The sequence below is a fragment of the Yoonia sp. GPGPB17 genome (assembly GCF_037892195.1).
Lineage (GTDB): Bacteria > Pseudomonadota > Alphaproteobacteria > Rhodobacterales > Rhodobacteraceae > Yoonia.
In genome coordinates this window covers 2,721,597-2,740,199 of record NZ_JATACI010000002.1, presented here as the reverse complement: position 1 = coordinate 2,740,199, position 18,603 = coordinate 2,721,597, and the positions used below count along the sequence as shown (strand labels likewise).

General features: G+C 58.1%; 13 protein-coding genes and 4 pseudogenes. 2 read left to right on the top strand and 15 right to left on the bottom strand.

Annotated features, from left to right (window positions below; all coding sequences use genetic code 11):
• Positions 1-5: 5 nt before the first annotated feature.
• Together QTO30_RS14470 and bchO are read left to right on the top strand one after the other, a co-directional pair.
• Positions 6-1,620, top strand: a pseudogene (locus tag QTO30_RS14470) (magnesium chelatase subunit D).
• A complete protein-coding gene (gene bchO, locus QTO30_RS14465) occupies positions 1,620-2,465 on the top strand; it encodes an alpha/beta fold hydrolase BchO (protein WP_340424801.1) in 846 nt (281 codons plus the stop codon). The pseudogene QTO30_RS14470 and the gene bchO overlap by 1 nt, the downstream one beginning before the upstream one ends.
• A 70-nt stretch (positions 2,466-2,535) precedes the next feature.
• Here the strand turns inward: bchO and QTO30_RS14460 are convergent, their stop codons facing one another.
• The 15 genes and pseudogenes from QTO30_RS14460 to bchF all read right to left on the bottom strand — a co-directional run bounded on the left by QTO30_RS14460 (position 2,536) and on the right by bchF (position 18,495).
• Positions 2,536-2,979, bottom strand: a complete 444-nt coding sequence (locus QTO30_RS14460; protein ID WP_340424800.1) for a c-type cytochrome — start codon at positions 2,977-2,979, stop codon at positions 2,536-2,538.
• Between the two features lie 113 nt (positions 2,980-3,092).
• Positions 3,093-4,307, bottom strand: coding sequence for a 5-aminolevulinate synthase (gene hemA, locus QTO30_RS14455; RefSeq protein WP_340424798.1), 1,215 nt, complete (start codon positions 4,305-4,307; stop codon positions 3,093-3,095).
• A 2-nt stretch (positions 4,308-4,309) separates the two neighbouring features.
• Positions 4,310-5,098 carry a putative photosynthetic complex assembly protein PuhE gene (puhE, locus tag QTO30_RS14450; RefSeq protein WP_340424797.1) on the bottom strand — a complete coding sequence of 263 codons (789 nt, stop codon included), beginning with the start codon at positions 5,096-5,098 and terminating at the stop codon, positions 4,310-4,312.
• Positions 5,098-6,216, bottom strand: a complete 1,119-nt coding sequence (gene acsF / locus QTO30_RS14445; RefSeq protein WP_340424796.1) for a magnesium-protoporphyrin IX monomethyl ester (oxidative) cyclase — start codon at positions 6,214-6,216, stop codon at positions 5,098-5,100. Before acsF ends, puhE begins: the two co-directional genes overlap by 1 nt.
• Entirely contained in the window at positions 6,213-6,509 is a 297-nt protein-coding gene (locus tag QTO30_RS14440) for a hypothetical protein (protein ID WP_340424795.1), read from the bottom strand. Before QTO30_RS14440 ends, acsF begins: the two co-directional genes overlap by 4 nt.
• 48 nt (positions 6,510-6,557) lie before the next feature.
• The gene (puhC, locus tag QTO30_RS14435) at positions 6,558-7,016 is read right to left on the bottom strand and encodes a photosynthetic complex assembly protein PuhC (protein WP_340424794.1); all 459 of its coding nucleotides are present in this window, start codon (positions 7,014-7,016) and stop codon (positions 6,558-6,560) included.
• 6 nt (positions 7,017-7,022) lie between these two features.
• Positions 7,023-7,661, bottom strand: a complete 639-nt coding sequence (puhB, locus tag QTO30_RS14430; RefSeq protein WP_340424793.1) for a photosynthetic complex putative assembly protein PuhB — start codon at positions 7,659-7,661, stop codon at positions 7,023-7,025.
• A gap of 68 nt (positions 7,662-7,729) precedes the next feature.
• Positions 7,730-8,488, bottom strand: coding sequence for a photosynthetic reaction center subunit H (gene puhA / locus QTO30_RS14425; RefSeq protein WP_340424791.1), 759 nt, complete (start codon positions 8,486-8,488; stop codon positions 7,730-7,732).
• A gap of 19 nt (positions 8,489-8,507) precedes the next feature.
• Positions 8,508-9,939: pseudogene (locus QTO30_RS14420) on the bottom strand (PucC family protein).
• On the bottom strand, positions 9,936-10,628 hold the full coding sequence (gene bchM / locus QTO30_RS14415; protein WP_340424790.1) for a magnesium protoporphyrin IX methyltransferase: 693 nt from the start codon (positions 10,626-10,628) through the stop codon (positions 9,936-9,938). Before bchM ends, QTO30_RS14420 begins: the two are co-directional and overlap by 4 nt.
• Positions 10,628-11,524 (bottom strand): ferredoxin:protochlorophyllide reductase (ATP-dependent) iron-sulfur ATP-binding protein, encoded by an 897-nt coding sequence (gene bchL / locus QTO30_RS14410; protein ID WP_340424789.1) that lies wholly within the window; start codon positions 11,522-11,524, stop codon positions 10,628-10,630. The genes bchM and bchL overlap by 1 nt, the downstream gene beginning before the upstream one ends.
• Positions 11,525-11,656: 132 nt before the next feature.
• A pseudogene (locus QTO30_RS14405) lies at positions 11,657-15,203 on the bottom strand (magnesium chelatase subunit H).
• Positions 15,193-16,716 carry a ferredoxin:protochlorophyllide reductase (ATP-dependent) subunit B gene (bchB, locus tag QTO30_RS14400; protein ID WP_340424788.1) on the bottom strand — a complete coding sequence of 508 codons (1,524 nt, stop codon included), beginning with the start codon at positions 16,714-16,716 and terminating at the stop codon, positions 15,193-15,195. Before bchB ends, QTO30_RS14405 begins: the two are co-directional and overlap by 11 nt.
• Positions 16,713-17,998, bottom strand: a pseudogene (locus tag QTO30_RS14395) (ferredoxin:protochlorophyllide reductase (ATP-dependent) subunit N). Before QTO30_RS14395 ends, bchB begins: the two are co-directional and overlap by 4 nt.
• Complete coding sequence (gene bchF, locus QTO30_RS14390) at positions 17,995-18,495, bottom strand: 2-vinyl bacteriochlorophyllide hydratase (protein ID WP_340424787.1); 501 nt, start codon at positions 18,493-18,495, stop codon at positions 17,995-17,997. The pseudogene QTO30_RS14395 and the gene bchF overlap by 4 nt, the downstream one beginning before the upstream one ends.
• Positions 18,496-18,603 lie beyond the last annotated feature (108 nt).

Sequence of the window (18,603 nt, the reverse complement as noted above, 5' to 3'; positions counted from 1 at the left end):
GCTGGATGCACGCAACGCTGGCGTTGCAACTGCTGCGGCTTGATCCGGGGTTAGGCGGGATGTGTATCCGTGCGCGATCGGGCCCGGTGCGCGACCGGCTGACGGCACTGATTGACGCAAAGGCACGACGGTTGCATCCGGCCGTATCGGACGAGGCCCTATTTGGCGGGTTGGATTTATCTGCAACTTTGGCAAGTGGGCAACTGGTGCAGGACAAGGGGCTTCTCGCGACCCCCGGAACCCTGATCTTGGCAATGGCCGAACGCGCAACAACCGGCCTCGCAGCCCGGCTCGCTGTTGCTTTGGACAAAGGCGATGAGCACTGCCTTATCGCATTGGACGAGGGCGCCGAACCCGACGCACACCTGAACCCGAAACTGGCAGAGCGTCTGGCCTTTCACATTGATCTGTCAGATTGCGGTCTAGCCGATATCAAAAGCGCCGAGAGAATGACCGAAACAGCGAACGCTTCTCAAAGCGTTACGATAGCGGCAGAGACGACAGCGCAGATCACACGCATTGCCGATGATCTTGGCATCGACAGCATGCGCGCACCACTGTTTGCAATGCGTGCGGCGCGGGCGCATGCAGCAATGCATGGCCGCGATAGCGTCATCTCTGAAGATGTTGAAACGGCCTGCGCGCTGACATTGGCACACCGCGCCACGCGTATACCCGAACCACAAACGCAGGAAGACCCACCCGCGCCGCCGCCCGAGCAGGACAACCAGAATGCGGCTGAGGACAGTTTCGATCTGCCTGATGAGTTGCTGCTAGAAGCCGTACACGCACTTCTGCCGGATAATCTGCTTGATCAACTGGCAGCACAGAAAGCGCGGGCTGGGCGCGGCAATGGCACTGGGGCCGCGCGCAAGGGCAACCGGCGTGGCAGACCATTGCCATCACGCGCTGGCCGCATCAGTGATGGTGCGCGGATTGATATCATAGGCACGCTACGCGCTGCTGCCCCTTGGCAAACGATCCGACACAACGCGACTGGACGTGATGGATTGCAGATCAGGCCCGCCGACATCCGCATCAAGCGTTTTGAAGAGAAATCAGACCGCCTTCTGATCTTCACGGTTGATGCCTCTGGATCCTCGGCGCTGACACGGTTGGCCGAGGCGAAAGGTGCGGTCGAACTGCTGCTGGCACAGGCCTACGCCCGCCGGGATCACGTGGCGTTGGTGGCGTTTCGCGGGACGGAGGCGGAGCTGCTGTTGCCGCCAACACGTTCGCTTGTTCAAACAAAACGGCGTCTTGCGGCGTTGCCCGGTGGTGGTGGCACACCCTTGGCTGCGGGGATGATGACTGCATTTGAGCAAGCCACCCAAGCTAGCTTTACGCGGGCTAACACCGACGGTTGCGATCCTTACCGACGGACGTGCAAATATCGCACTTGATGGGCAAGCCGACCGCAAACAGGCTGCAACGGACGCCCAACAGATAGCGCGTGTCCTGCGTGCACATGGCACCGACGCTATTGTCATCGACACGGGCAACAGGCCCGAACCCGCGTTACGCAACCTCGCGCAAACACTGGACGCGGCTTATCTGCCGCTACCCCGGGCCGATGCGGAACGGCTTTCGAAATCTGTCGCAACAGCGTTGGGCGACTGATGCGCTGGCCCGATGATGCCCGGGACTGGCCTCTGACAGCTTATTCACGCCAAATCCTGCATCGTCCACATCGTTGGCATGTTCAGGAACATGGAGAAGGCCCGCTCATCCTACTGATCCATGGTGCAGGCGGCGCCACGCAGAGTTTTCGGGGGCTGTTTCCGCTGTTGGCAAGAACACACCGTGTTGTGGCCGTAGATCTGCCCGGGCAGGGGTTTACCCAACTTGGCGCCCAGCAGCGTTGCGGGCTGGATCATATGTCCCATGACCTGCTGGCGCTATGCCGCAACCAAGGTTGGATGCCCGATATCGTCGTCGGGCACTCTGCCGGAACGGCGATTGCGTTGCGCATGTGGGAACTTGGCATGCAGCCCCGCGAGGGTATTGTCGGGATCAATGCGGCCCTTGGCAATTTCAAAGGTATGGCAGGCTGGCTTTTCCCGATGATGGCCAAGGCGCTTGCTGTTACGCCCTTCAGCGCCGGTTTGTTCGCCAGCACGACAACTCGCGCCAGCGTGCGCAACCTAGTGGAAGGGACAGGCTCGACGCTTGATCAAGATGGACTGGAGCTCTACTATCGACTTGCCACCGACAAAGGACATGTCGATGCGACCTTATCCATGATGGCACAGTGGTCGCTTGATGGGTTGCTGTCGCGGCTTGAACAGATTGATATCCGCGTGCATTTGATCGTCGGTTTGGCTGACAAAGCAGTGCCACCGGACATCAGCAGAAGGGCTGTCGAAAGACTGCCAAAGGGCTATCTGACTGAGTTGCCTGACCTCGGCCATCTGGCGCATGAAGAGGATCCCGAACAGGTCGCGCGCGTCATTCTTGAAACGTAAAAGGCCGTCGGGATTTTCCCCGCCTACCTGAATACCACCACACAAAAATGGGTTTGTTTGTCGCTTAAGCTTATTCTGCGACAAATGTTGCAAGGTAGGCATAAAGGTCATACGCCTGCTCTTCCTGACGGACCTGATAGGCCATTTTGCCGCGGGCGCGACGGTTATCAAGAGTTTCGCGCAACCAGCCGGTTGGGTCCTGAACATAGCCAACAAAGGATTCTTCAGTCCACAATGTCCCGGCTTCGCCCAGCTCGATCAATGCGTCGCTGTAGCGGAAATCTTCGACTGTACCCATTGTACGGCCAGCGATACCATAGAGGTTCGGGCCTGTGCGCGCATTGCGGCCAGCCAGGACCTCACCGGATGCGTCGGCAACCACATGGCACGCAACACACTGGCGGTTAAACTGCTCTTCTCCGGCAGCAGCATCACCAACAGTCGCGGCATGGCCATCGGCAAAGGCGGGTGCGGAAAGAACAGCAAAGGCTGCTGCGATTGTAAACTTCTTCATGATCGTATTCCTCTTCGATCTAGTTCTGTGACCGTTCGCCCCAGTCGGTGGGCAATGTAATACAACAAGCGGGACGGTCCACCCCCGGTGTGCAAAAGATTGCGTGATAGGCGCTATGCCACCGCGTGGGCGAGGGCGCATTGCCTCCACAAAACCCTTAAGGCATTGATAAGGTGATCAATATCAGCATCTGTATGAAGAGGGGACGGCGTGAAACGTAGCCGCTCGGTCCCCTTGGGGACGGTCGGATAATTGATAGGCTGCACATAGATATCCCATTCACGCATCAAATAATCTGCCAGCATGCGGGTCTTGACTGGATCACCAATCATGACGGGAACAATGTGACTTTCGTTCTGCATATGGGGGATACCCTCGCGATCAAGTGCAGCGCGCAAACGCGCAACCTGACGCTTTTGCTGGGCCCGTTCAAATTGGGATTCCTTCAAATATGCGATTGATGTCCGCGCCGCCGCCGCCACCGCTGGCGGCAGTGCTGTGGTAAAGATAAATCCAGAGGCAAAGCTACGGATAAAATCGCATAGCGCCGCCGACCCGGTAATGTAACCGCCCACAACGCCATAGGCCTTGCCCAACGTCCCCTCGATCAGGGTAATGCGATCAGCCAGCCCTTCGCGTTCGCTAACACCGCCGCCGCGGGGGCCATACATGCCCACGGCGTGCACCTCATCCAGATAGGTCATCGCACCATACTTCTCGGCCACTTCGACGATTTCTTTGATGGGCGCTATGTCGCCATCCATCGAGTAGACACTTTCAAAGGCAACGATCTTGGGCACGTTGGCTGGCAGGGTCCGCAGCTTCATCTCAAGATCATGGACGTCGTTGTGCTTCCAAATGACTTTGGTCGCGCGACTGTGCCTTATGCCTTCTATCATTGAAGCGTGGTTGCCTTCATCCGACAGGATGACGCAGTCTTTCAACCGGCTGCCCAATGTGCTGAGCGCGGCCCAGTTTGATACGTAGCCCGAGGTAAACAGCAGCGCTGCCTCCTTGCCATGCAGATCAGCCAGCTCGCGTTCCAGCAACAGGTGATCATGGTTCGTGCCAGAGATGTTGCGTGTTCCGCCTGCGCCGGTGCCGGTTCGCTCAACAGCTTCGCACATTGCGCCAATCACCTTGGGGTGCTGGCCCATGCCCAGATAATCGTTGGAACACCAGACGGTGACATCGCGCACGCCTTCCTCGGCGTGGTTGGCCGCCCTCGGAAACTTCCCGCATTTTCGTTCAAGCTCGGCAAAGTACCGGTAGTTACCTTCGTTTTTCAGCTGATCCAACTGGGCATTGAATAGGGCGTCAAAATCCATCGCTACTGTCTTTCTTCTTTGGGCATCGTTTTTTGCGCCGGAAGCATCCAACGCCAGAGTTTCGCATCTGGCAGTGGAACCACCATCAGCCAGTGTTCAAGCAGGGCAAGGCCCGCTATTGCGGTCAAAAGGGCAAAGCCCACGACCGTCACGTCCGATCCGGCAGTCCAGAGCCGTTCGGCGCAGACCGCGAGAAGCGCGGTCAAAATAGTGATCGCCGCCGGGAAGGCGAGGGTCACCGGACCACGCCGGAAGTATGATTTGAGGTGGGACAACCGGTCGGGCACAAATTCCAGATTGATTCGCGGCACCCCGTAAAACAGGTTCAGCTTGGCAGAAATGCGGGCGAGGAACAGGACCAGATAGGTCGCCATCGCAATCCGGTTCTCTGCCCCATCTGATGCTATGACCAAACCCCAAAGACCCATGGTCAGCGCCAGTTCGTGATAGGCCACGGTCTGAAAGGCGCGGAAGAATCTGTCGCGCCCGGATAGGCCCGGTGGACATGCTTCGCGTTGCGGGCCGGTAATGACCCCGGCCAAGAACGCCAATTCAATCCAGCCCCAGATCGCCAATGCGCCCAAAAACCCGATATAGGCACCTGCAACGCTGGCATCACTCAGCGATACAGCAACCGCCCAAACGCCCAGCGCCAGCAACGGCAGGCCCATGACTGTCGTCATCCCATGCGTGCCCAGACGATCCGCCCGGCGCACCGCCACCAAAATCGCCCCGGTGGCAAACCACCAGACGAAAATAGCAATCAGCGATGCGATCCACGGCGAGGTCATCAGTAAGCAGGCTCCAACCGTGGGCTGTCAGGCACAGCGTTTTTCTGGGCGGGAATGGTTAGAAGCGAGACAAAGGCAAAACCGGCCTTGACCGATCCGACCATTCGTTTGGCCCAACCACCAATCCCACCTTGCTTGCGGCCTTCGGCGATTTGCACATTGGCGTCCTGCATCCGGTTCAGCGTTGGCTCCCACCGTGGGTGGTCGATGTCCAATGTCATCGGGAACACCTGCTTGGAGATCTCGGACGTTTTGCGGAACACCTCTTGCCCGTACCACTTAGGATCAACGCCCAGCGCCTTGTGGAATTCAGGACGCTGGTGATCGCGCACCCACATGGTCGAGAAGACGGCGGTGAGGAAGAACTTGATCCACATTTTGTTGGCCCAAGTCTCGGTCAGCTTTGGATCGGTCTTCAGCAACAGCGCAAAGGCTTCACCATGCGAGAACTCATCATTGCACCACTCGCAGAACCACTTGAAAATCGGGTGGAACCGCTTGTCGGGGTTCGCCTCAAGATGACGGTAGATGGTGATGTAACGGGCATAGCCAATCTTTTCGGACAGATAGGTCGCGTAGTAGATGAACTTGGGACGGAAGTAGGTGTACTTCTTCGCCTGTGTCAGGAAGCCAAGGTTCACGGCGATACCGGCTTCGCGCAGGGCATCATTGATGAAACCAGCATGACGCGCTTCGTCCCGTGCCATCAATTGGAACAACGTCGTGATATCTTCGTTTGAGCCACGGCGCTTCATTTCCTTGTACAGAACACAGCCCGAAAACTCGGCGGTACAACTGGAAATCAGGAAGTCGATGAACTCGGCCTTCAGCGCAGGCTCCATCCCATCCCAATCAACATCGTCCCAGTCTTCGTTTTTCTTGAAGTGGCCCTTGTTCGGGTCAGCTTTCATTGCGGCGATCAGCTTGTCCCACTCTTCGCGGACTGGCGTGACGTCAATGGCGTCCATTTCATCAAAGTCTGTGGTATAGAAACGCGGCGTCAGCAACGTGTTCGCCATCGCCACTTCTGTCGCCTCTTCATTGGTCAGCGGCGGCAGGGCCTCTTGCGCGGCAATCGCCTCTTCTGCGGTCGCGGCAGTGGATGAATGCATATTCATGACATCACCTCTTCGCTGAATGAAAACTCACAAAGTTCCATAAACTCCAGATCGCCCGTGGCGCGGGTCCACAGCTGTTCGAGCTTGGAGGCGCGGGTAATCACCGCTGTACGCTTTTCTTCAATGATCTCGCCAAAAGCGGCCATGATCTCGGGCCCCTGCACCTGCACCGTGTCGCCTGGGTGGATCACTGCACCGTTGTCGAGGCGCACGTGCGCTGACAATTCTTCAAAGCGATGCGAGATTGTGACCGTGCAAGGCGCGGTTTCTTTCTCTCTGAATAGTAGTCCCATGTGAGTTCCCTTTCACATTAGGCGCCGGTGGCTAACCCGCGCACGGTTTCAGTTAAGCAGCTTGGCAAAAGCTGCCACGTTGTCTTTGCCGTATCCGATCAGTTCGACCCGCAAATCGGTCGTGTCATCAATGATGGCGATGTTGCCGTTTTCGCGGCGCACCACGGTGATGGGCGCATTCCCCTGCAGGTCATGCACCAGGCGTTCGCGGTCGATAACCCGGCCCATCACACCGATAAAGCCGCCCATTTCATCAGCCGAAGATGCGATCTGGGTGCCGTCCAAAGTCGTGACGGTGTAGGTGCCGCTGCGGTCGCCTTCCATCACAATGTCAAGCGATTGCACAACGGGTGCTTCAACCAGAACACCCCTGTTGGGCACATCAAACCATTGGGCATAGGCCACAATGGCAAGGCTTGCCGCCATCAGGCCAAACATGGCCTGTACTAAAATCCGAGGGACCATTTCTTTGTCCCGGTGACGCATTTGTTGTTCAAGCTGAGACATGGCCAGTTACTCCGCTGCGACGGCTGTGCCGTCTGGTTGATCAACCCGTGTGACACGTGGTTCGGAAATCCGGGTCTCTGCCGCTTCGGCAAAGATGCGGGCGACGTTTTCGGCATCCGGGATGCAGCGCAGCGCGGGCTGGGTCCGCGCCATGCGCCACGGCCGCACATGGGGCCAGGACATCAGATAGGAAATCCGGGTTTCGCCGATCAGCTCAAACGCCAAGGTGCCGTGACCGGATGGTTTGAGATCCAGTTTCGCTGTTCCAATCCAAGTGTAAGGCAGGTTCAGCGTCATCGTCAGCGCCGCGCCAATGCGCATCGCCACCCGCTTGTTGGTTAAGGTGTAGACCGTCGAACGCGCCTGCACATAGGCGATGCCACAAAGGATAGCACAGGCCAAAAAGCCAGAGATGATGAACGGCACCCCATGCATCAGCGCGATGCCAAATGGGAAATCCGCCGATGATACGCCAACCCGCCAAAAGGCCAGCAACGCAAAATAAGCCATGACCCAACGCACACCCAATGCCTCGCGCGCCAGGCGACGTGGATCAGGCGCACCCTGCCACAAGATATGTTCCCCTTCAGGCAACTGCTCAGGCAACCCTCTGATGGGTTCAAAGTTAAAGTCGTCATGGCTCATGGCATGTTCCCTTTCATTGCCGATGCGGCCCCGGTGGCGAGCCGGGGTCGCGGCGTTGCGTCATCAGATCAGGAGGCGTACATCGTGCCGCCGGCGTAATACGCCATGATCTTGTCTTCCTCGAGCACGGTCACCTGCTCCATGCTTCTGGTCGCGGGCACATTGTCCCAATTGCTTTCCATCAGTGACCGCACGACCACGCGGTCCGTGCCGATCTTGGCCATGTTGATGGGGATCAGGCGTGTTTTACCCGTCCCTTCTGGGTTCAGATCAACTGTTAGAAAACGCACCATCTGCTCGGGCACATCGACCCACATGTCCGTCACGCGGCCAACAACCTCGCCGTCACGGCCAACCACGGCCAACCCGCGCGGATCGCGACCTGCGGAAATTTTGAAGTCCGCCAGCAGCGACATCGGACGGATTTTGACGTGACCATGCGCATCCAGTTCAGGTTCGTCCCGGCGCGGTGCCCATGACGCAGGGCCAACACCATCAACCATCGGATCACCGGTGGGGATCCAAGGTGAGCCGGACGCCGCAGATGACTGCGCCAATGCCAGATCATTGCGCATCTTGGCATCTTCGTATTCACGTGACGGGACAGTCAGTTCACCGCGCCCATCGCGCAGCTTGAAGGTCTTTTCCTTTGGCATCGGCAACAGGCTCTCATTCGCCGGAACGCCATCTTCATCGTCACGCAAAGGATAGCCTTCACGCATGTTTTCGGTCTGCAGATAAACGATGAGACCCGCAAAGAAGATCCAGAAGAGCCAAATCGCCGCGCTCGCCAGATCGAAGTCTCCAAAGAATGTTTCACCAACCATTTTGATGTCCTTTCGGTGGTTAGGTCGGGAAATCTGCCAATCCCAGCTTGGCAGACCCCCCGGTGTTAATGGGCCGAAGCCGCACAAGCGGCCCCAGCACAATCAGGGTGATAAACAGAAGGCCAATTTCGGTGTGATAAACGACCGAATAGCCTGTGGCAGGCGTGGCGAGCGCCTCTCCCAAGGTGCCGTTCCCAGCGGCATGGTTCACGAGGTCACGGATCGTGCCCCCGATAAAGATGGACAGCCCGGCACCGGTGGCTTGCGCAGCCCCCCAGGCGCCCAAGGCCAAACCACGGCTAAGCATTGCCAAGCGTGGGCATTGTCATGGCAGCGGTCAGGGTTGAGACGCCAAAAAGGCCGCCTCCGAAACCGATCAAGGCCGCGCCGATATAGAACAAGACAGGCGATCCGACGGGTGCCGAAAAGATGACGGCACTGAAGGCAAGCACGCCAGCCAAAATGCCTCGCGCGCACATACGGTAAGGGTCCATGCCCTTCGCCAGCCAGCGCGCCGCAAAGCCAAATGCAATCAATGCGCCACCAGCCCACATGGCTGTAAGCAAGGTTGTCGCAGACACCGAAAGCCCAAGGATTTCGCCGCCATAAGGCTCCAACAAAACATCCTGCATATTGAACGCCATGGTCCCGATGAACACGACCGCCAAGAGACGCCCTGCATCGCCACCCGCCGCCAGATCATTCCAGGCGTCTCGGAACGTCGGTGAGGCCTCGGCCCGTTCCGCTTTGGTCATCGGCTTGACCTTCTCCTGCCGCCAAAGGGCGACCAGGTTCAGCAAGAGCGTTACAACCGCCGTGCCCTGCACAACCTGCACCAGACGCAGCGCCGAATAGTCACGCAGCAACGCACCAATGATGATGGCGGCAAACGCCATGCCCACAAGGTTCATGACATAAAGCAGGGCCACGACTTTGGGTCGCGTCTCCTCGGTCGCGCGGTCAGCAGCCAGTGCCAGACCTGCGGTCTGCGTCATATGCATGCCAAAGCCGGTCATCAAAAACGCCAGGGCTGCGCCAAGATATCCTGCGATTGGCAGATCAATCGTGCGGTCGCCAGACAGCACCAATAACGCCATCGGCATAATCGCCAAACCACCGAACTGCCACATGGTGCCCAGCCAGAGGTATGGAATACGCTTCCACCCAATCGCGGATTTGTAGTTGTCAGATTTGTAGCCAACCAAAGCGCGCAAGGGGGCAACCAAGACCGGCAATGCGATCATCGCCGCCACCAGCATTGCGCCGATATTCAGCTCAACGATCATCACCCGATTCAGCGTTCCCAGCAGCATAACAGCCGCCATGCCCACCGAAATCTGGAACAGAGACAGGCGCAGCAATTGGCCAAGCGGCAACTCATCGCTCACCGCATCGCTGAACGGCAGTAGTTTCACCGAGACTTGTTTCAGAGAGGAGGCTTTGAAGATCATGTCTTCCCTCCGTCAAAAACCAAGGCGTTCGAGATGTAGAAACCAGACTTCACACGGTCGATTTCAACCAGGCGGCCTTTCACACCTGCCATCCGCAGAGCGTCGGCAATACCGGCTGTTGTTTGGGGGATCATCGTCGGGCTGCGATCGGCCCGCGGGAACAGTTTGCCGACACGCCACATCGCCATTAGCGCAGGTGTGCGCGGCGGCAGGGTAAAGACGAACTTGCCGTTGATGCGCGGGCTTGCCTTCGCAAGCAAGGCGGCGATGTCGGGCGCGCTATAGTAAATCATCGAGTCCATCGCGAGCGCGTGGTCAAAAACACCGGTCGTGGCCTCAAGCATATCGCCTGCAACCCAAGTGATGTGTCCCGCTAGGTTTGCAGGCATCCGCTGTTCCGCGATCCCCACCAAAGCTGGCGAGATATCAACGGCCACCACGTCAGCCCCGCGCTGGGCCAGTTCCACGGCCATCGTGCCTGTGCCGCAACCCGCATCCAAAATCCGCGCACCGCGCAGGTCTTCGGGCAGTTGCGCCAGCATCAGCGCACGCATCCTGTCGCGCCCCGCACGCACCGTGGCCCGCACCCCGGAAACAGGCGCGTCAGACGTCAGCCGCTCCCAAACCTTGGTCGCGGTGCGGTCGAAATAATGCTCGACCCGGTCACGTGTGGCGGCGTAGTCAGCCATTAATCAAACCCAAGCAATTCAAAGATTTCACGATCAGGAAGTGGGGCCGGGGCCAAAGGCTCTGTCCCGTTCCAAAGCGTCTCAGCGAGGCGGATGTATTCCTTGCGGACCTGAACGATGTCCTTTTCGTCCTCCATCTCGAACAAGGTCTTCTTCTTCAGACGGCTGCGGCGGATGGCATCCAGATCAGGCATATGGGCAATGCGGTTGAAACCCACGGTCTCGCAATAGCGATCCACCTCATCGGTCTCGCGGCTACGGTTTGCGACGCAACCGGCCAACCGCACCTTGTAGTTGGCCGACTTCGCCTGAACGGCGGCAATAATCCGGTTCATCGCGTAGATGCTGTCAAAGTCATTGGCGGTCACGATCAACGCACGGTCGGCATGCTGCAACGGTGCGGCAAAACCACCGCAAACCACATCGCCCAAGACGTCAAAGATCACGACATCGGTATCTTCCAATAGGTGATGCTGCTTGAGCAGTTTCACCGTCTGCCCAACTACGTAACCACCACAACCGGTACCGGCAGGCGGACCACCCGCCTCGACGCATTTCACACCGTTGAAACCGTCAAAGATGAAGTCCTCGGGGCGCAATTCCTCAGAATGGAAGTCGACCTCTTTAAGGATATCAATCACCGTCGGCACCAAAGACCCCGTCAGCGTGAACGTGCTGTCATGCTTGGGATCACACCCAATCTGCAATACGCGCTTGCCCAGCATCGAAAAGGCGGCTGACAGGTTCGACGATGTCGTCGATTTCCCAATCCCGCCCTTGCCGTAGACCGAGAACACCTTTGCACCTTCAATCTTTGCATCGTCCGGCTGATGGACCTGGACGGACCCTTCGCCATCCAAGCCTTTTAGGTTCGGAACGTCATCTCTGGGGCTCATGCGAGCCTCCTTTCATTGTTGGGGACAGACCCCATTTCTCATGTTCAAAAATACCTCGGGGGAGTCCCGTAGGGACAGGGGCAGCGCCCCCACACCGGCGCTCCGAATGAGCGCAAAGCCCAATCAACACAATCATTCTGCTGCGACCCCCTCCATCCGATCTTCCAGCGCATCCGCTGCATCCTGAAGGGCCGCCAATGTGTCTTCGTCGGGCGCCCAGTATTCGCGATCCGACGCTTCAAGCAGGCGGTTCGCCATGCGCATGGACGCCTGCGGGTTGAGCGCCGCAAGGCGTTCGCGCATTTCGTCATCCAGAAGAAATGTTTCGGACAGGCGCTGATAGACCCACGGCTCCACTTCGCCGGTCGTTGCAGACCAGCCCAGCGTGTTGGTCACATGTGCCTCGATCTGGCGGACACCTTCGTGCCCGTGGTTCAGCAAAGCTTCGTAGAATTTCGGGTTCAGGCTCCGGCTACGCGTTTCAAGCGCCACCTGATCCTGCAAGGGTACGCACCTTGGCCGACCCACGGGTCTGATCACCAATGTAAACCGGCGCGCTCTTGCCACCTTTCGCACGCTTCACGGCACGGGAAATGCCACCGAGCGTATCGAAGTAATGGTCAACCGTGGTCACACCCAACTCGACTGACTCCAGGTTTTGATAGGCCAGATCAACGTCCTTCAACGCCTTCTGCAACAGGGCCGGGTTCTGTGCGGCCTTGCCGTTCACACCATAGGCAAAGGACTTGCGGGCCTCATAAGCATCGGCCAGTTCATCCTCATCGCCAAAGGCCGAGCTATCGACCAACTGGTTCACGTTGGACCCATAGGCACCCTCGGCGTTGCTAAACACCCGCAACGCCGCCGTCTCTAAATCGCACCCCATGTCCTCTGCGTAAGCCAGTGCATGCGCCCGGATGTAGTTCTGCTCCAACGGCTCGTCGGCCATGGCACATTTCAAAGCGGCCTCAGCCAGCATCCGCGTCTGCAAAGGCAAGAGATCACGGAAGATCCCAGACAGGGTCATCACCACGTCAATGCGGGGGCGGCCCAGCTTCTTTAACGGGATCAAATCAGCGCCGGACAAGCGGCCAAAACTGTCAAACCGCGGCTTCGCACCCATTAGCGACAACGCCTGACCGATCGGTCCGCCATCGGACTTGATGTTGTCGGAACCCCAAAGCACTAACGCCACAGTACGTGGCAAACCGGCATGGGTTTCCAGCAGCAGATCGGCCTGTTTGGCCCCTTCGGACATGGCGAAGGCGGTCGGCATGCGGAACGGATCAAACGCATGGATATTGCGGCCCGTGGGCACAATCTGTGGCGCGCGGATCAGATCGCCGCCGGGGACTGGCGGGATGTAGTGCCCGGACAAGGCACGCATCAGCGCTGGCAGTTCATGGTCTTCTTTCAACAGCTCTGCTGCATGATCCGCTGCTTCGCCCGCAGGCATCAGGCGGATCATATCTGCCCGTGCCGCGCCGGACAGCGGCTTGCCTACAACATGCAGACCTTCGGTGATCAAAGACCCTTCGGTCTCCAGCAACTTCAACCAAAGCCGGTCAATGTCGCGGGCGTTCATATCGACCGCATTTGCCTGATCGCGCATCAACTGCTCCAAATCGGCGCGCTGGTCATCGCCCTCTGGCATCTCGCGCCAGCGGGTCAGGCTGTCTTTCAGTTCAGCCAGCCCCTTGTAAAGGCCTGCTGTCGTCAAAGGGGGCGTCAAATGTGTGATCGTCACGGCATTGGAGCGGCGCTTGGCCAAAGTCGCCTCGGAGGGGTTATTGGCCGCATAAAGATATACATTTGGCATCTCGCCGATCAGGCGATCCGGCCAATCGCGCGCGCCCAATCCCGCTTGCTTACCTGGCATGAACTCCAGCGCGCCATGCATCCCGAAATGCAGCACAACGTCAGCTGCAAACGTATTGCGTAACCAAAGGTAGAAGGTGACAAAAGCGTGCGTCGGCGCAAAGCCCTTTTCAAAGAGCAGGCGCATTGGATCGCCTTCATACCCAAAGGCTGGCTGAACACCGACAAACACATTCCCAAAGTGCTGGCCAAGCACATAAACACCGCGCCCGTCTGACTGGATGCGGCCCGGTGCCGGCCCCCAAACGGCCTCAACAGCCGCAAGCGGTGGCGTGGTCCGCACAATCGTGTCGGCATCAACGTGGGCAGCGACATTCGCGTGCTGACCATATTGCGTCGCATTCCCCTGCAGGATAGCCGCACGCAGATCATCAACCGTTTCGGGAACATCGACGGTAAAGCCATCCATCTTCATCTGCGTCAGCGTATTGTGCAGGCTTTCAAACACGCTCAGATAAGCGGCGGTCCCGACAGCGCCTGCATTTGGCGGGAACCCGAACAGGACGACACCGACCTTCTTGTCAGCGTTCCGTTTGCGGCGCAGCTGCGCAAGGCGCAGTGTTTTTTCGGTCAGGCTGGTGATCCGTTCATGGCAGGGTGCCATCGCTTTGCAGTCAGATTGGGCAGAGCAAGCAACCGCACAGCCTTGGCAGCCTTCGGCACCATGACGTCCGGCAAAGACGGTCGGGTTCGTGGCACCGTCAATTTCGGGCAGCGCGACCAGCATGGTGGTCTCAATCGGGCCAAGACCCTGACCGCTGTTAGCCCACTGCCCTAAAGTCTGAAATTCAAGTGGCTGGGCGGCGATGTAGGGCACATCCAACGTCTCAAGAAGCGCCACGGCCGCGTCGCTATCGTTGTAGGCTGGTCCGCCAATAAGAGAGAATCCGGTCAAGGACACCATCGCATCAACGCGGCCCTGAAAATACCTTTCGACCGCAGGACGGCCATCAAGCCCGCCTGCAAAGGCCGGGATCACGCGCATGCCCTTGGCTTCAAATGATCGGATCACCGCATCATAATGGGCACTATCAGACGCAAGGATGTAGGATCGCAGCATCAACAGGCCGACGGTCGCAACCGGTGCCGTGGGAGCTGGCAAATCACCCAGCTCGGTAACAATGTGATGCCCCGGCAGATCAGGATGATATAGGCCGACATCAGGATACTCGATCGGCAAATCGGCTTTCGCGCCCTGCCAATTGGGCCGCGTCGCATAGCGCCCAATCAGAAAGCGGATCATCTGTTCGACATTATCGTCAGACCCGCCCAACCAGTATTGCATTGACAGGAACCAGGCACGCAAATCCTGCGCCTTACCGGGGATCAGTTTGAGGATTTTAGGCAAGCGGCGCAGGGTCTTCATCTGCTTGGCGCCCGAACTGGCCGAGGCCTTGGATGAGCCACGCAATTTCTTGAGCAAAGCCATCGCGCCGCTGGCAGGCTTGGACATATCCAGCTCACCCATGCGGGTCAGTTTGACGATTTCTGCGTCCGCGATCACACCCAACATCGCATCGCACTGGTCCCTGCGGGCCTGCATCGTCGGCAGAATGGCTTTCACATGTTCTTCAAGGAACAACAGGTTGGCAATGATGATGTCGCCCTGCGCCACGGCCTCTTGTGCGCGGGCCAGTGCGTCGGGGCATTCCGACCATTCAGCCGCCGCAACAACTTGCACCTCAAGCCCCGGAAAATCAGGGGCCAGACGCGATGAGACACGCAGCGCCGGACCAGCAGCATGCGCGTCCAGTGTGACAATCACCACGCGGTAAGGTTTATGTATCACCTCATCGCGCATAATGGGCCTTTGCTTCGTAAAGGGTGTCCAAGCTGATTTCGTGCAGCCCTTTTTCTATGGCGAATGTCTCGGTATTTCGGCGCGCCTTGCCGCGCACAAAGAATGGAATCTTCTTGAGTTCCTTTTCGGCGTCAGAAAGCCAAATCACATTGTCATCTATCGGCTGAATTTGCTCGGTAGGTGCATCTTCTGTCTTGGCTTTCGCCTTACCGCCGTGATGGCTTGGTCCTGCTTCGTCGTGGAACTCAAAATCATCGCGGAACATGGTCAACAGATGCTCTTCCAGACCCATCACAAGCGGATGGATCAACGTATCAAAGATAACGTTCGCGCCTTCAAAGCCGACCTGCGGCGAGTACCGCGCTGGGAAGTCCTGCACATGCACCGGCGCAGAGATCACGGCGCATGGAATGCCCAAGCGCTTGCCGATATGACGCTCCATCTGCGTGCCGAGGATCATTTCAGGGCTCAGCCGCTCAATCGCCGCCTCGACCTCCAGATAATCATCCGTGATCAGCGCCTCGACACCGTATTCCTTGGCCAGCGCCCTGATAGGTCGCGCCATTTCGCGGTTGTAGCAGCCGATGCCGACGACCTCGAAACCCATCTCGTCGCGGGCGATCCGGGCATGAGCCGCAACATGGGTTCCGTCGCCAAAGATAAAGACGCGCTTGCCGGTCAAGTAAGTGCTATCCACCGAACGCGACCACCAAGGCATCCGCAAACGGCTTTCATCAGGGCGACCAGTGACGCCGGTCATCTCCACGACTTCGTTGACGAAGTCGCGTGTCGCACCCACGCCGATAGGCACGACTTTCGTAAATGGCTGATCATGGTTCTTTTCGAGGAACCGTGCCGCAGCCTCACCTGTTTCGGGCGAGAGCAACACGTTGAAATGCGCCGCTGGGAGGCGCGCAATATCAGACGGCGTTGCGTTCAAGGGGGCGACCACGTTTACGTCGACCCCCATGTCGGACAGAAGCCCGGTCAGTTCTTCCACGTCATCGCGGGCGCGGAAGCCCAGCGCCGTGGGGCCAAGAATGTTGCAAGTGACCCGCGCAGTCCGCTCTTGCGGCTGCGCGAGGCTACGCACGATCTGATAGAACGTCTCATCCGCGCCGAAGTTTTCTTTGCGGCTATAGCTGGGTAGTTCCAATGGAATGACGGGGATGCTGAGGCCCATCGTTTCAGCCAATCCGGCCGGATCATCCTGGATCAGTTCAGCGGTGCAGGACGCACCAACAATGATCGCCTCTGGGTCAAACCGATCCACAGCATCCTGACAGGACGCTTTGAACAAAGTTGCCGTATCTGCACCCAAATCACGTGCCTGAAAGGTCGTATAGCTCACCGGCGGACGGTGATTGCGCCGCTCAATCATCGTGAACAGCAGGTCAGCATATGTATCGCCCTGCGGGGCATGCAGCACGTAGTGCAGACCCTTCATCGCCGTCGCAACACGCATCGCACCAACATGGGGCGGACCTTCGTATGTCCAGACGGTCAACTTCATTCGGCCGCCTCCAACTGGAGGACCGACTTGCGGCGCAGAGGACGCGAGAAAAGACCGGCGAGGTCGCCAGCTTGTTCGTAAAAGTGCACCGGTGTGAAAACCAGTTCGATGGCCCATTTGGTCGAAAGGCCTTCAGCCTCAAGCGGGTTGGCAAGGCCAAGGCCACAAACCGTCAAATCAGGGCGGGCAGCACGCGCGCGCGCTAGCTGTTTGTCAACATCTTGTCCTTCGGAAATTTGCGGACCAGCAGGTAGCAAGTCCAAGTCAGGGCCGTGCAGCGCATCGTGAATGTAGGGGCTGCAGACTTCTACGGCCGTCATCCCGCATTCGCGGGTCAGGAAGCGGGCGAGGGGGATTTCCAGCTGACTATCGGGGAAGAAGAACACCGATTTACCACGCAACGCCTCTGCCGCTTGCGCGATCGCCTTGCGCGCCCGCGTACGTGGGGCGGCTGTAACGGCCTCAAAGGTTTCATCGCTGACGCCAAATTCAATCGCGATGGCGCGCAACCATGCTGTTGTCCCTTCATCACCAAACGGGAACGGGGCCGCGATATGGCGGGCGCCCCGCCGCTCAAGTGCGGCATGCGTATCGCCTAGGAAGGGTTGGGTCAGCGCGAAGACGGTGTTCTCGCCGACGGCAGTGGTGTCATCAATCCGACGTGCTTAAGCAGCAGCCGGATCGGGCCGATGCCCATGTCGGTCAAAAGCGACATCATCTGATCTTCAACCACGTCAGGCAGGGCGCCCACAACAAGCAACTCGCGCGCAGTCGTGTCTTTCAATACCGGAACCATCGAGGCGAGGCAGGCGTCCTCACCTTCGGTGAATGTCGTCTCAATACCGGAGCCAGAGTAGTTCAACACGCGGACATGCGGCGCATGCACCTGGCTCAAACGCTCTGCTGCGCGAGCCAGATCAATCTTAATCACCTCCGACGGGCACGACCCAACCAAGAACAACTGTCGGATGTCTGGTCGGCGCGCCAGAAGTCTCTCAACCTCGCGATCAAGCTCCTGATGCGCGTCGGCCATTCCGGCCAAATCCTGCTCTTCCAGAATCGCCGTACCGAATCGCGGCTCTGCAAAGATCATCACACCCGCCGCAGATTGCAGCAGATGGGCACAAGTCCGGGACCCGACCACGAGGAAGAACGCGTCCTGCATTTTGCGGTGCAACCAGATGATTCCGGTCAGGCCACAAAACACCTCACGCTGGCCCCGTTCCTTGAGAACCGGAGCCGTGCGACAACCGCCGTTTGTGGGGGGCAGCGGGACGTTCATAAGCGCGCCTCTGCGTCCAGTCTGGCAAGGCGCAATTTCCAGACGAATTGGGCGGCATTGATGACATAGGCTGCATAGGCTGCGAGTGCGATATACATCAGATCCACGGGCGTAAATGCGTCAGCTAGAAGCGCAAAAACATATAGTAAATGCAATGCGATAACGGCAAAGCTGAACACGTCTTCCCAAAAGAATGCGGGTGCGAACAAGTACTGTCCAAAGACCACTTTTTCCCAGATTGCCCCTGTCACCATAATCAGCAGTAAAACCGCCGTTTTGATGACGATCGACAGGGTTGCTGCTTCGTAGCCGACACCGGTTACCAGATAGCGGATCACAAGCACCAAGGAGATCAGGAAAACAACAAATTGAAAGGGTGCCAAAAGGCCCTGAACAAGGGTCCATTTCGTGGCGTCTCGGCGGGCTCTTTCAGCATCCGAGTAAAGGCGCCGACCAAGCGATTGCGCACCTGTTGTATTGGTACTGGCGATGGTCATGTAAATGTTCCCTGACAGTCTATTGTGTCAAGAATAGGTGTCAAACTATCTATGTGTCAACTTCAAGTTACACCTATGTCAGGACGAGTTGACGCACGGGAAACGGCG